We start from the raw sequence: 13,129 nt of genomic DNA on the forward strand, positions 1-13,129 counted from the left end.
GGGGGATGCCCTTTTATTTGTGGCGAGAAGTGACTAATGCCTCGGTGCCCATGACGGCCACGGCTCCTACCAAGGAAACGATCCTCGTGGTCGACGACGAGGCATCGATCCGACGGATCTTGGAAACCCGGTTATCCATGATCGGGTACAACGTGGTGACCGCCTGCGACGGCACCGAAGCCCTGGAATTGTTCCCCACCTGCGCGCCAGACCTCGTGGTGCTGGACGTGATGATGCCGAAGCTGGACGGCTACGGCGTCTGCCAGGAGCTGCGCAAGGAATCGGACGTTCCCATCGTGATGCTGACAGCCCTCGGTGACGTCGCCGACAGGATCACGGGGCTTGAGCTCGGGGCCGATGACTATGTGGTGAAGCCCTTCAGCCCCAAGGAGCTGGAAGCCCGCATCCGCTGCGTGCTGCGACGGGTTGAGAAGGAGCAGGTTGCAGGCATCCCCAACTCCGGCGTCATTCAGGTGATCGACCTGCGGATCGACACCAACAAACGCCAGGTGTTCCGTGGCGATGAACGGATCCGGCTGACAGGGATGGAATTCAGCCTGCTGGAACTGCTGGTGAGCCGTTCCGGTGAACCGTTCAACCGCGGCGAGATCCTCAAAGAGGTTTGGGGGTACACCCCTGAACGCCACGTGGATACCCGGGTGGTGGATGTTCATATCTCCCGCCTGCGCTCCAAGCTGGAGGATGATCCAGCAAATCCCGAGTTGATCCTCACAGCTCGGGGAACCGGCTACCTGTTCCAGCGCATCGTCGATTCCGTTGCCTCCGAAGGTCCCTGATCCCACCCCGGCCCCTCAGCCGCGGAACAAGACCAACCGTCCTCGGGCGATCCGTCGCCTGGTGATCTGGTATCGGCGTAACGCCGCCGTCACAACCATCGTTGATGGTGCTGCCAATTCAGCAACGGCAGCTGGATCGATGGCGGGAAACGTGGCGGAAACCGTGGTGTCTGGAGCCGGCACGGTGGCCAGCAGTGTTCTCCAACCTCTGGTGTTCGACCCCCTGCGCTGGCTGCAGGGGGGCACCGACACCGACGGAATTGACGATGCGGAGCGTCTCTGGGTCGCCGTCGACGGCATGGGCGGTGACCATGCGCCAGGGCCGATTCTCGAGGGATGTCTGGACGCCATTGACCGGCTGCCCCTGAAGATCCGCTTCGTGGGGGAAATCGAGCGGGTGATGGCCGCCGCCAACAGCCTCGGCCTACGCGAATCCCTGGAAAGTGCACGGGCAGCAGGGCATCTGGACCTGGTGGCCAGTGGCCCCTCCATCGGCATGGATGACGAGGCCACGGCGGTGCGGCGCAAACGGGACGCCAGCATCAATGTGGCGATGGACCTCGTGAAGAAAGGAGAGGCCCTGGCGGTGTATTCAGCCGGGAATTCCGGCGCCGTGATGGCCTCGGCGATATTTCGTCTGGGACGGCTGAAGGGGATCGACCGACCAGCCATCGGTGCGTTGTTCCCGACCAAGGATCCCGGCCAGCCCGTTTTGGTGCTGGACGTCGGCGCCAACATGGATTGCAAACCCACCTATCTGCATCAATTCGCCCTGCTCGGGAACATCTACAGCCGGGATGTTCTTCAAGTGAGCAAGCCTCGGATCGGCCTGCTCAACATCGGTGAGGAGGAATGCAAAGGAAACGATCTTTCCTTGAAAACCCACGAACTGCTGCGGGACGAATCGAGGCTGCACTTCGCTGGCAACTGCGAAGGGCGCGATGTGCTTTCAGGAGACTTCGATGTGGTGGTCTGCGATGGATTCACCGGCAATGTGCTGCTGAAGTTCCTCGAATCCGTTGGCAGCGTTCTGCTGGGGGTGCTGCGGGCTGAATTGCCCCGGGGCCGTCGCGGCAAGGTGGGTTCGGCCTTCCTGCGGAGCAACCTCAAGCGCATCAAGAAGCGGCTGGACCATGCCGAACACGGTGGAGCCTTGCTTCTGGGCGTCAACGGCATTTCCGTGATCGGCCACGGCAGCAGCCGTGCCCTCTCGGTGGTCAGTGCCCTGCGCATTGCCCACTCCGCTGCGAGCCATGGCGTGATGGACGATCTCGCAACACTGCATCAGGGTTGTGATTGACTGACGCGACACGTCCTTCAACCTCCGCCTTGGTCGAGCCGCTCAGCACAACCAGGGGGGTGTTGTTCCGGGGGTCTGGCAGCGCGACGCCCAGCCGCTCGATTAGCAACGCTGAACTCGGCCAGCGGGTTGAAACCAGCGATTCATGGATACGGAGTCGCACCGGGATTGCGGCGCGTCGGGTGATCGATGCGGATGAATCCCTCACCGAACTGAGCGGATTGGCAGCGGAACGGGCTCTGGCCATGGCCGGTTGGTCGGCCGACAGCCTGGACCTGATTTTGTTGGCCACCTCCACCCCAGACGACCTGTTCGGCTCGGCACCACGGCTGCAGGCTCGCCTCGGTGCCACCAATGCCGTGGCCTTTGATCTCACAGCTGCCTGCAGCGGCTTTTTGTTTGCCACGGTGACCGCCGCCCAATACCTGCGCAGTGGGGCAATGCGCCGCATCCTCGTGGTGGGAGCCGATCAACTGAGCCGCTGGGTGAACTGGGACGACCGACGCTCCTGTGTTCTGTTCGGTGATGCGGCCGGCGCCGTGGTGCTGGAGGCATCAAAAAATGGCCAAGACAATCTGGAGGGATTCCTGCTGCGCTCTGATGGCAGCCGAGGCGAGGTGCTCCAGCTTCCCCAGGTCAGCGAGCGCAAGTCCCTTGTGGGGGACGCCAGCCATCAGTGCGGCGGCTTCGAACCCATTCAGATGAACGGGCAGGAGGTCTACAAATTCGCGGTGCGCGAAGTGCCAGCCATTCTCGAGCAACTGCTCGAACAGAAAAGCGTCGCCGCAGATGCCGTGGACTGGCTGCTGCTGCATCAGGCCAACCAGCGAATCCTTGATGCAGTGGCAGATCGCTTCTCTGTCCCATCCGAGAAAGTGCTCAGCAACCTGGCGCACTACGGCAACACATCAGCGGCCACCATTCCCTTGATGCTGGACGAAGCCGTGCGCGATGGGCGCATCCAACCCGGACACCGCATCGCCAGCAGTGGCTTCGGAGCGGGATTGAGCTGGGGTGCAGCACTCTTCCGCTGGAGCGGGCCCGCCTAATCTCCGGCACGGTCAGCAGAAAACAGCAATGGCGATCGCCTGGGTCTTTCCCGGTCAGGGCTCTCAAAAAGTGGGCATGGCAGAAGTGCTGCTCAGCATCGATGGCACCCGCGAGCGTTTCGCCATGGCTTCCGAGCTGCTAGGGCGCGATCTGCTGGCGATCTGCCAGGGCGACAACGGCGGCGGTGAGGGACCGGATGATCTCAACGACACCCGCAACACCCAGCCGGCCCTGTTCGTGATCGAATCGCTGCTGGCCGACAACCTTCATCAGCAGGGCCGCGAGCCTGCGCTGGTGGCTGGCCACAGCCTGGGCGAGCTGGTCGCCCTCTACAGCGCTGGAGTGTTTGGGCTGGAAACAGGTCTTCAGCTGATGAAAACCCGCTCAGAACTGATGGCGAGCGCTGGAGGCGGTGCCATGACGGCCGTGATCGGCTTTGATCGCGGTCAGCTGGATGAGCTGGTAGCCGCCACGGACGGCGTCAACATTGCCAACGACAACAGCGATGCCCAGGTGGTCATCTCCGGCTCTCCAGAGGCCGTGCAGACCGTAAGTGGGGCCCTGAAATGCAAGCGCGCGATCCCTCTGGCCGTCTCCGGAGCCTTCCACTCCCCATTCATGGCGAAAGCTGCTGAGCGCTTCGCCGCTGTACTGGACAACGTGCCGTTTCAGGATGGCCGCGTTCCGGTGCTCAGCAACAGCGCCGCCAGTGCCAGCACCAGCGCGAACGAGCTTAAAGAGCGTCTAAAGCAGCAGATGACGACTGGGGTTCGCTGGCGCGAAACCATGGCTGCCATGACCGACAGCGGTGTGGACACCCTGGTGGAAATCGGACCGGGCAATGTGCTTAGTGGCCTGGCGAAACGCAGCATGAGCGGCGTGACCACCGCTCAGATCGCCGGGGCAGGAGATCTCGGACAGTGAGTCAATCCAGCCTCGTCCGCACCCCCAAGCCGAGCTTCACCTATCGGCTGGTCAGCAACCTGCTGGTTTTCCCGGTGTTTCGATTGCTGTTCCGCGGCTCGACCGCTGGCAACAACCGTGTGCCGATGCAAGGGCCTCTCGTGGTGGTAGCCAACCACGGCTCCCATCTGGACCCCCCCCTGTTGGGCCATGCCCTGGGCCGCCCCGTTGCCTTCATGGCCAAGGCGGAATTGTTCAGCATCCCGCTGCTGGGACCAATCATTCGGGCCTGCGGTGCCTACCCCGTTCGGCGGGGCGCCAGCGATCGCGAAGCGATCCGCACCGCAACAGCACGGCTCGAGGAGGGTTGGGCCACCGGTGTTTTTCTGGACGGCACGCGACAAAGCGACGGTCGGATCAACAACCCACTCCCAGGTGCAGCCCTTCTGGCAGCTCGCACTGGAGCCCCCCTGCTGCCTGTCGCCATCCATAACAGCCACCGCGCCTTGGGAACAGGTCGCAACTGGCCGCGCCTGGTGCCCATCCAACTGCGGATCGGTGATCCCATCCCAGCACCAGCCAGCCGCCGCAGGCCCGATCTGGATGCCACCACAGCCCTGCTGCAGGAACGCATCAATGCTTTGTTGGACCAGGGTCCGCAGCATCCCTGAGGTCTCGGCCCGTCAGCACCCAGGCCACAGCGCGCAACCAGTCACTCCACTGCTTCACGCGACCCTCCTGTGTGCAATCCGTTCGACAGGCCACGGGAACTCCCGTGAGCTGAATTCCACGGCTGCCAGCCACCACCTGCCCTACCGCCATCGATCGGGGCAGGTGGTCCTCGCTGGTCACCAGCAACACGTGACGGACGCCATCCGCCTGCAGCTCATCCACGACGGACGTGAAGTTGCTGAGGGTGTCGCGGGCCCGGTAATCAAGGGTGACGCGGTCTGGATTGAAGCGCTCCTCACTGAGCATCCATTCGGCGTACTCAGGATTGCTACCGCCGCTGACCAGGAGCGGCAGATCAAGCTGACGCGCCAAACGGGCTCCCATCCGTTCCCGGTCAACATCCCCTCCGAGCACCAACACCAATTGCGGGGGGCTGCGGTCCAGAAGAGCCTGTCGATAGGGCGACAGCGGTCCGGGCCCAAGCAACCAGGCCATGAGACCAGCACCCAGCAGCAGACCTGCACGCAGTCCCGCCATCAGACCGTCCCAACCGGAGAGGTGGGATAGATCGGCAACACGGTGGGCCAGGGCAGCGCTGCACCAGCCGCATGGCTGCGCTGCAACAACTGCAGCAATCGCGCCACATCCTCAGCCACATCAAGTTCAGCCACAAGAGCTGGTTGGGGAGACGAGCCCTCCGGCAACAACGCCGGCAAGCTGAGTTCGTGAACCCGCCCTGAACTGATCTGGTACTGGCCACCGACCACCCCGCGGCGGGGCAACTCCTGGGTGATCCAGAACGGTTGCTCCTGCATCGATCCCGGCAGTTGCTTCACCAGGCGGGGCGCCATCAAGGCATAACTGCTCACCCCGAGCAGGGGGCAACCCAGCTGTTGCGCCAGGGTGCGCGCCATCACCACCGTCAGTCGGGTACCGGTGAACCCCCCCGGTCCCGTTGCCACGGCAAGGCCCTGCAACTGGGGCCAACGCTCAGGGGGGAGGAGCGCCTGAACACGCGAAATCAGACTGTTGGAGAGTCCCCGTCCATCCGGATGGACCTGCACTACAGACCCTGCTTGAGGCTGCTCAGGGTCCTGCAGCGCCATGCCGAAACGATCCGAGCAGCTGTGCAGAGCGAGCAGCAGCGGCAAGGCCGTCATCGGGGAAGCTCCTGCCCAGGACAGCAACGCTGCCATCGACCAGGGTCAGCCTTGAAGCTGGAGCACGAACGAACATCCCACTCAATTCCGGCCTTGCCGTCGGGGAGATCCATCACCGAAATATGAATCTTCGGTGCATCTGGCTCAAAATCGGGGGTCTCCGCTAGATGCGGAACGCCATGCTGACGCTCAACTGCGTGATAGGCCTGACAACGGTCGACCCAGCTGCAATCCACGCAGATGCACATGCCGCCAAAGGCAGTTCGCTCTCCCATTCTGATGGCCCAAGGTTCTGGCGACGCACTGCTTGACCAGCTTCGAGCGCGACTGGCACCAGCCGAGTGGCCGCTTCCCCTGGAACGGCTCCCCAAAGGGACGGCGCTGGTTGGCGGAGCGGTGCGGGATGGATTGCTCGACCGGCTCCAGGATCAACCCGATCTTGACCTCGTGGTCCCGACGGATGCCATCGCCCTGACCCGATCCTTGGCCCAGGACCTGCGTGGCACGTGTGTGGTGCTGGATGCGGAGCGGAGCATTGCCCGGCTGGTGGTTGGTGGCTGGACAGTCGACATCGCCCGACAGGACGGTGCCGATATCGAAGATGACCTCTGGCGCCGCGACTTCCGACTGAATGCCATCGCTGTTTCTCTCCAACCCTGGGGGCAGCTGTGGGACCCCACTGGTGGTCTGACGGACATCCAGAAGGGGTCCCTGACAGCTGTCTCGGAAGCCAACCTCACCGACGATCCCTTGCGGCTGCTGCGGGGCTTGCGGCTGGTGGCGGAGATCCCGCTCATGATCTCCAGCCAGACGATGGGCTGGATTGAACGTCATGCCGCACGGTTGCCGGAGGCAGCACCGGAGCGCATCTTGACGGAACTGCAGCGGTTGGTGCGGGGCGAACACGCCGATGCAGCGATCGCAACCCTGAAGAACGTGCCGTTGCTGCGCCCCTGGGCCGCCGAGGGGCAACCACCAGCGCCAGCAGACACCGAAGGACTGAGCAAGGAGGAAGCCGCCGTCGCTCTGCCCTTGGCGCGGCTGACAGCCCTGATCAGTGATGACGGGATGGTTCAACTTCGAGCGAGTCGCGCCCTACGCCAGCGCTGCGAACGCCTGCGGTTCTGGCAGCTGCGTACCGGCCAAACACCTGAGTCGCTGCAAGAGCACGAACGGATGCGGTTGCATGACGAGCTGGGACAGGATCTCCCCGCCATAGCGCTTCAATTGCCGATGGCTGAGAAAGGGATCTGGCTGCGTCGGTGGCGCGACGCTGATGACCCCCTGTTCCACCCCAGAGCACCCATCGATGGCAACAGCATCCTCAAGACCCTAGAGATCGAACCCGGGCCCCTTCTCGGACGACTGCTGCATCATCTAAAGCTTGAACATGCCTTCGGGCGACTCAAGACCCCATCAGAGGCTGTTGAGGAAGCCAAACGTTTCTTGACACGTGAAAGCGACGCTCTGTGATTAACTTTGCAGGTGTCAATGATGACGGTCAGACACCGACAGATCGCATTTTCTTTCTTTCATGAGCATCCGCCTGTACATCGGCAACCTGCCGCAGACCTTTGAAGAACAGGAGCTGGTGGCTCTGCTCAAGTCAGTGGGAGAGGGGATTCGGTTCAAGTCGGTTCTCGACCGCGAAACCGGCAGCTGCCGGGGATTCGGCTTTGCCAATGTCGACGACCCCAAGCTCGCCGATGCAGTGATCGAACAGCTGAACGGGAAGGAGTTCGGTGGCAGCTCCCTGCGGATCGAGCGTTCCGAACGACGGGACAACAACGCTGGTGGCAACCGTCGTGGGGCCCCCAACGCAGCAGGCCAGCCTCAGGTGGCCCGCAAAGCGGTCAACAAGGTGGTTCACAGTGACGAGAAGAGCGAAGGTGCTCCTGATCCCCGCTGGGCCGGTGAGCTGTCCAAGCTCAAGGATCTGCTTGCCGACCAGAAGACTGCGGTCTGATCGATCAGCGATCTGGTTGAGCGAAACGCCTCTTGCCCCCTGCCCGTTTCACCGGCAGGGGGCTTTTTGATGACTCAAACCTCAGCGTGCCTGGGCCAGGAGGAAGGACCGCGGCAGATCCAGCAGCTTGTTGACCTTGGCCACGTAGGCACGGTGATTGAACACGTCGTAGTCGACCCGTTCAATTTCATCCAGGATGCCCCGATAGAGCCGCAACGATGTCCACACCGGCCAGCGCGCATCGGCAGACAGCCAGCGGACCCCGGCTTCAGAACGCGCGAACCAATCACGAGCCCGCTCCAACTGGAATCGCATCAATGCCCGCCAGGAATTATTGAGGGTTCCCGCCATCAGCTCATCCTCTGAATAGCCGAAGCGCTCAAGATCTTCCTGGGGCAAATAGATGCGGCCGCGTCCACGATCTTCACCAACATCCCGAAGGATGTTGGTGAGCTGATTGGCAATTCCGAGGGCAACGGCCGCATCAGATGTGTCTGGACAGTCACTCCAGGGGGCTGAGGTGTAAGCCTGATCCACACCCATGACCCCCTGGGTCATCAAGCCAACGGTCCCCGCAACGCGATAGCAGTAGAGCTTGAGGTCCTCAAAGCGGGGGTAGCGGGTCCAGGTGAGGTCCATCCGCTGGCCTTCAATCATGTCGAGATAAGGCTGGATGCCCTGAGGGAACCGCTCCAGGGTGTCGACCATCACCGCATCCAGGTCGTCCTCCACCCGTCCAGCGAACAAGGCACGGGTCTTTTCCTCCCAGCGGTCGAGCCGCTCAGCCAGCTCCTCTACCGGACGCGCCTGGGCCTCCGGGCTATCCATCAACTCATCTGTACGACGGCACCAGACATAAATCGCCCAGATGGCACGCCGCTTCTCTGGGGGCAAAAGCAACGTACCGATATAGAACGTCTTGGCCCACTCAGCGGTCTCGCGACGGCAGGCCTCGAAGGCTGCGTCGAGATCCGGGGAGGCGAGGGGCATGGTTCAGGCCGTCACGGGCTCACTGGAAGAGGTCGATGATGCCAGCTGACCTGTCTTGCGGTCCACTGCACCGGCGCAGAGCTTGCCACTGAGGACAGCACCTTCCATCGAAGCGAGATAGCGCTGCATCGTGTAGTCCCCTGCCAGGAAGAAGTTCTTGATTGGGGTGGTCTGATCTGGACGCAACTGCTGACAACCGGGGGTCGTTTTGTAGACGGACAAGGGTGTCTTCACGACCTTGTATTTACGCAGGGTGGCGGGGCTATCACCACCAAAATGCATCGGGAACAGCTTCGTGAGCTCGCCCATGGTGGCCTCGATGATCTCTTCATCGGGACGACCGATCCAGTCCTTGGCTGGCGCGAACACCAACTCGAGCATCGACTTGTCGGGGTCTTCGTACTCCCTGCACGTGATGCTCATATCGGCGTAGACGCTGAGCAGGGGCGACCGGCTGAACAAGAGGTGGTCAATATCGGTGAGCTTGCGATCGAACCAGAGGTGCAGGTTGATCACGGGCACACCGCGGAGTCCATCCAGCTTGCTGAAGACCTCCATCTGCTTCCAGGGCTCAGGCAGCAGCAGCTTGAAGGGATCCACCGGCAAGGCACTGACATAAGCATCGGCCGTGAGATCAAAGCTCTCCTTGCCCTTCACACCTCCGATATGGAAGGCCGCCACCGAACCATCGTCATTGAGCTTGATCTCGCGCAGGGGGCTGTCGAGGTGCACTTCACCTCCAAGTGATTCGATGTGCTCGACCACCGGCTGGCAAAGCCGCTCCGGGGGCGCCCCATCGAGGAAAGCCATCTTGGAACCGTTCTTCTCCTGCAGGAAACGATTGAGCGCTGTAAGCACAACCGTGGCAGAGATTTCATCGGGATCGATGAAATTCAGCGCCTTGCTCATCGCTAAGAACACTTCATCGTTCACCCGTTCGGGAATGTTGTGGACCCGCAGCCACTCGGTCCAGGAATATTTGTCGCACTCTTCGACATATCCCTGACCCCGGAGCATCGCAGGCACAAGGCCCAGGCCGAAGCTGATTTTCTCAGGCCAGCTCAGCATGTCGTTATTTCCCAGGATCGCGGCCACTCCATTCACAGGTGCTGGCAGATCAGGAAAATCAAAGCGGCTGTAGGTGCCTGGTTCATCCTGCTGATTGAAGATCATCGAATGGCTCTTCCACTGCAGCCGGTCTTCGATGTTCAGCTCTTTGAACAGCTGCAACATGTTCGGGTAAGCACCAAAAAAGATGTGGAGGCCGGTCTCGTACCAGTCGCCGTCCTCGTCTTTCCAGGCTGCGACCTTGCCGCCGAGAACATCCCTGGCTTCGACAACGATCGGCGTGTGGCCGGCATCCGCCAGATATTTGGCACAGGAGAGTCCTGCAAGACCAGCTCCGGCAATAGCGACGCGCATGCGGCCGTCTCGAAAGTGAAAGCAACCTTAAAAGAGCTTGCCCCCCGTTCGCTTCTTAAAGTCGTGACAGCTTTCCCGTGGGCGCGTCTTGGCTGACACCCTTCTCAAGTGCACCACCCGCCACGTGCGCCTGTTCACAGCAGCCCTCCAGGAGGAGGATCTCGTCCCTTCGGACGACCAGCTCACCTTGGATCTGGATCCCGACAACGAATTCCTGTGGGACGACGCCAGCCTCGCCAAGGTGCAAGGACGCTTCAAGGAGCTGGTGGATGGCGCTGCCGGCGGTGAGCTGAGTGACTACACCCTGCGCCGGATCGGCACCGACCTTGAGGGATTCATCCGACAGCTGCTCCAGGCCGGAGAACTCAGCTACAACCCGGATGGCCGTGTGCAGAACTTCTCCATGGGCCTGCCCCGCACCCCTGAACTGTTGTGACCGGCTCGCGCTACGACCGCGGCGGCGGCCGCCGACCTCGGGATGGCCGCTATGACCGCGGTGAGCGTGATCGTTACGACGCTCCGCCCCGTGGCGGATACGGCCGTCCTCCCGGCCCACCGCCAGGCGGTGGAGGAGGCCAAGGCCCCTTTCAATTCAGCACCCTCACCGTTGCCGTCTTGGCGGGCGTTCTTGTGGTGGGGATCGGCATTGGAAGCGCTGTCACCAGCACCACCCAGGGCGATCAGGGCAACATCGCCAGTTCCCAGCAACTGGACATGGCCGTTCCCGACCCGGAATTCTGCCGGCAATGGGGGGCGAGCGCCTTCGTCATGGACATCGAGATGTACACCACGCTCAACCCCTCCAGCAGCTTTGTAACCCAGCCAACGCTGCAACCGGGCTGCGTGATCCGTCGGGAAAACTGGTCGGTGCTGCGCAAGGAAGGGGCGATCACCTCCGAACAGGAGCGGGAATGCAAACAACGGATGAACACCTTTGCCTACATCGGCTCCGTTCGGGACAAACCCGTCGTTCGCTGCGTGTACCAAACCGATATCAGCCAGAACAAATTCCTGACCCGCGGCGTGGCTGACGACTCGGTCGGCTTGACGCCAGAGGCCGATCAGTTCTGAAGCAATTGCTCCGCCATCGCCTCAGGCACTGCTTTCGGTGCCTGGCGAATGGGGCTATCGGCACTGGCAAAAACCGGCAAGACGTCATTGCGAAACGCCACTGAGGCGCGCGAGCAGTAGCGGGCTGGATGGGTGATCAGCTTGAGCTGACGGCGCACCTGCAGATCGGCCACCTGAGGGCGGTGAATCGTTCCCGCAGATAACTCCCGCTCAATCGACACCACGGGAACAAAGGCGGCACCGAGACCCGCCTGAACTGCGTTTTTAATCGCTTCCAGCGAATTCAGCTCCATGTCAATGCGCAGGCGTTGCACATCCAGGCCGGAACGGGCCAGAAGCTGGTCGACCATCTTCCGGGTGGTCGATTGCGCATCGAGGCAGACAAAGCCCAGGCGATACAGGTCTTCCTTAGTGAGTTCAGCCAGTCGAGCCAACGGGTGCTTCACCGGCAACACCAGCGCCAACTCGTCACTGGCATAGGGAACCACCTGCAGCAGCTCATTGAGTTCCGCCGGCAATTCACCGCCGATGATGGCCAGGTCGATTTGGCCATTGGCCACACTCCAGCCCGTGCGTCGGGTGCTGTGGACCTGGAGCTGCACCGACACCTCCGGATACTTCTGGCGGAACAAGCCGATCATCCGGGGCATCAAGTAAGTGCCGGTGGTCTGACTCGCACCGACAATCAGGGAGCCACCTTTGAGGTTGTGGAGATCATCCAGAGCCCGGCAGGCTTCATGGCATTGGCTGAGGATCCTGTCGCAATAACTCAGCAGCAGATGGCCTGCTTCGGTGAGCTGAGCCTTCCGCCCGCCGCGATCGAACAGCGACACCTCCAGTTGCTTCTCCAAGTTCTGGATCTGAAGGCTGACGGCGGGCTGGGTGACGTAAAGGCTGTCGGCGGCTTTCTTGAAGCTGCCCTCACTCACAATCGCGCGAAGAATCCGCAGCTGGTCGAGGGTGAACGGCAGATCAGCCACCGCGGAACACCCGGGGGAACGCCTGAAATCTAGGACTGCCGGGTCCACCAGCCAGAATCACGCCCTCCCAACCCAGCGGCCATGGCCTCGACTCACCACAGCAGCATCGTGATGCTGCTGCTGCTGATCCTGTTTGCGGTGATTCACAGCGGTGGGGCAGCCCTGCGCACCCGCGCTGAGGCCGTGATCGGAGCACGGGCTTGGCGGCTGATCTTCGCGGCAGCCAGCATTCCCTCGGCCGTGGTAGTGATCGGATGGTTTCTGGCCCATCGCTACGACGGGGTGCGGCTTTGGAATCTGCAGGGCGTCCCGGGCGTGATTCCGCTCGTGTGGATTGGAACAGCCATCAGCTTTCTGTTCCTCTATCCAGCCACTTACAACCTGCTGGAAATCCCGGCAGTGCTGAAACCACAAGTGCGTCTTTACGCCACAGGGATCATCCGCATCAGCCGGCATCCTCAGGCCATCGGACAAATTCTGTGGTGCCTCACCCACGCCCTCTGGATCGGCAGCAGCTTCATGCTCCTGACCTGCGTGGGATTGATCGGCCATCACCTCTTCGCCGTCTGGCATGGCGATCGGCGTTTGAAGGTTCGCTTTGGCGAGGCCTTTGACGAGCTCAAGGCCAGCACCTCCATCGTGCCCTTCGCCGCAGTTCTGGATGGACGGCAGCAGCTGCAGTGGCAGGAATTCATCCGGCCCGCGCAACTCGGCATCGCCATCGCCGTCGGCGTCTTCTGGTGGGCGCATCGCTTCATTCCGACTGCTGCAGGGTTGATGCGCAATTCAGCACTCGAGAACCTGCTGGGCTGAGCTGC

General features: G+C 62.0%; 16 protein-coding genes. 10 read left to right on the plus strand and 6 right to left on the minus strand.

From position 1 onward, the window contains the following. Positions 1 to 50: 50 nt before the first annotated feature. From rpaB to SynPROSU1_RS12335, 5 genes are read left to right on the plus strand one after another with little or no spacing between them, the layout of a single operon-like run. Positions 51 to 797, plus strand: a complete 747-nt coding sequence (gene rpaB, locus SynPROSU1_RS12315) for a response regulator transcription factor RpaB (RefSeq protein ID WP_186570747.1) — start codon at positions 51 to 53, stop codon at positions 795 to 797. Continuing rightward, positions 778 to 2,097, plus strand: coding sequence for a phosphate acyltransferase PlsX (gene plsX, locus SynPROSU1_RS12320; protein WP_186570748.1), 1,320 nt, complete (start codon positions 778 to 780; stop codon positions 2,095 to 2,097). Before rpaB ends, plsX begins: the two co-directional genes overlap by 20 nt. Before the next feature lie 29 nt (positions 2,098 to 2,126). Next, positions 2,127 to 3,146, plus strand: coding sequence for a beta-ketoacyl-ACP synthase III (locus SynPROSU1_RS12325; protein ID WP_186570749.1), 1,020 nt, complete (start codon positions 2,127 to 2,129; stop codon positions 3,144 to 3,146). Positions 3,147 to 3,174: 28 nt separating this feature from the next. Beyond that, the gene (fabD, locus tag SynPROSU1_RS12330) at positions 3,175 to 4,071 is read left to right on the plus strand and encodes an ACP S-malonyltransferase (RefSeq protein WP_186570750.1); all 897 of its coding nucleotides are present in this window, start codon (positions 3,175 to 3,177) and stop codon (positions 4,069 to 4,071) included. Further along, positions 4,068 to 4,721 carry a 1-acyl-sn-glycerol-3-phosphate acyltransferase gene (locus SynPROSU1_RS12335; protein ID WP_186570751.1) on the plus strand — a complete coding sequence of 218 codons (654 nt, stop codon included), beginning with the start codon at positions 4,068 to 4,070 and terminating at the stop codon, positions 4,719 to 4,721. The genes fabD and SynPROSU1_RS12335 overlap by 4 nt, the downstream gene beginning before the upstream one ends. Here SynPROSU1_RS12335 and SynPROSU1_RS12340 read toward each other — a convergent pair. Genes SynPROSU1_RS12340 through SynPROSU1_RS12350 form a run of 3 tightly spaced genes read right to left on the minus strand, consistent with a single transcriptional unit; the run spans position 4,684 to position 6,130 of the window. Next, complete coding sequence (locus tag SynPROSU1_RS12340) at positions 4,684 to 5,259, minus strand: YdcF family protein (protein ID WP_186570752.1); 576 nt, start codon at positions 5,257 to 5,259, stop codon at positions 4,684 to 4,686. The two genes, SynPROSU1_RS12335 and SynPROSU1_RS12340, sit on opposite strands and share 38 nt — an antisense overlap. Next, entirely contained in the window at positions 5,259 to 5,918 is a 660-nt protein-coding gene (tsaB, locus tag SynPROSU1_RS12345; protein WP_255444678.1) for a tRNA (adenosine(37)-N6)-threonylcarbamoyltransferase complex dimerization subunit type 1 TsaB, read from the minus strand. The genes SynPROSU1_RS12340 and tsaB overlap by 1 nt, the downstream gene beginning before the upstream one ends. Then, positions 5,879 to 6,130 carry a Ycf34 family protein gene (locus SynPROSU1_RS12350; protein WP_186572392.1) on the minus strand — a complete coding sequence of 84 codons (252 nt, stop codon included), beginning with the start codon at positions 6,128 to 6,130 and terminating at the stop codon, positions 5,879 to 5,881. Before SynPROSU1_RS12350 ends, tsaB begins: the two co-directional genes overlap by 40 nt. A gap of 31 nt (positions 6,131 to 6,161) precedes the next feature. Here SynPROSU1_RS12350 and SynPROSU1_RS12355 point away from each other — a divergent pair, with 31 nt between their 5' ends. Together SynPROSU1_RS12355 and SynPROSU1_RS12360 are read left to right on the plus strand one after the other, a co-directional pair. After that, complete coding sequence (locus SynPROSU1_RS12355) at positions 6,162 to 7,355, plus strand: CCA tRNA nucleotidyltransferase (RefSeq protein WP_186570753.1); 1,194 nt, start codon at positions 6,162 to 6,164, stop codon at positions 7,353 to 7,355. Between the two features lie 61 nt (positions 7,356 to 7,416). Then, positions 7,417 to 7,848, plus strand: coding sequence for an RNA-binding protein (locus SynPROSU1_RS12360; protein WP_186570754.1), 432 nt, complete (start codon positions 7,417 to 7,419; stop codon positions 7,846 to 7,848). 81 nt (positions 7,849 to 7,929) lie between these two features. On the opposite strand, the gene SynPROSU1_RS12365 is transcribed toward SynPROSU1_RS12360, so the two are convergent. Together SynPROSU1_RS12365 and pds are read right to left on the minus strand one after the other, a co-directional pair. Beyond that, the gene (locus SynPROSU1_RS12365) at positions 7,930 to 8,838 is read right to left on the minus strand and encodes a phytoene synthase (RefSeq protein WP_186570755.1); all 909 of its coding nucleotides are present in this window, start codon (positions 8,836 to 8,838) and stop codon (positions 7,930 to 7,932) included. A 3-nt stretch (positions 8,839 to 8,841) separates the two neighbouring features. Continuing rightward, positions 8,842 to 10,260, minus strand: a complete 1,419-nt coding sequence (pds, locus tag SynPROSU1_RS12370) for a 15-cis-phytoene desaturase (protein ID WP_186570756.1) — start codon at positions 10,258 to 10,260, stop codon at positions 8,842 to 8,844. A gap of 88 nt (positions 10,261 to 10,348) precedes the next feature. Here pds and SynPROSU1_RS12375 point away from each other — a divergent pair, with 88 nt between their 5' ends. Both SynPROSU1_RS12375 and SynPROSU1_RS12380 read left to right on the plus strand, forming a co-directional pair. After that, positions 10,349 to 10,696, plus strand: coding sequence for an NAD(P)H-quinone oxidoreductase subunit M (locus SynPROSU1_RS12375; protein ID WP_186570757.1), 348 nt, complete (start codon positions 10,349 to 10,351; stop codon positions 10,694 to 10,696). Next, positions 10,693 to 11,331 (plus strand): DUF3172 domain-containing protein, encoded by a 639-nt coding sequence (locus tag SynPROSU1_RS12380; RefSeq protein ID WP_186570758.1) that lies wholly within the window; start codon positions 10,693 to 10,695, stop codon positions 11,329 to 11,331. Before SynPROSU1_RS12375 ends, SynPROSU1_RS12380 begins: the two co-directional genes overlap by 4 nt. Here SynPROSU1_RS12380 and SynPROSU1_RS12385 read toward each other — a convergent pair. Then, positions 11,322 to 12,311 (minus strand): LysR family transcriptional regulator, encoded by a 990-nt coding sequence (locus SynPROSU1_RS12385; RefSeq protein ID WP_186570759.1) that lies wholly within the window; start codon positions 12,309 to 12,311, stop codon positions 11,322 to 11,324. The two genes, SynPROSU1_RS12380 and SynPROSU1_RS12385, sit on opposite strands and share 10 nt — an antisense overlap. 81 nt (positions 12,312 to 12,392) lie before the next feature. Between SynPROSU1_RS12385 and SynPROSU1_RS12390 the strand changes: the two genes are divergently transcribed. After that, entirely contained in the window at positions 12,393 to 13,124 is a 732-nt protein-coding gene (locus tag SynPROSU1_RS12390) for an NnrU family protein (RefSeq protein WP_186570760.1), read from the plus strand. Positions 13,125 to 13,129: the final 5 nt, after the last annotated feature.

This window comes from Synechococcus sp. PROS-U-1, assembly GCF_014279755.1.
Taxonomy (GTDB): domain Bacteria; phylum Cyanobacteriota; class Cyanobacteriia; order PCC-6307; family Cyanobiaceae; genus Parasynechococcus.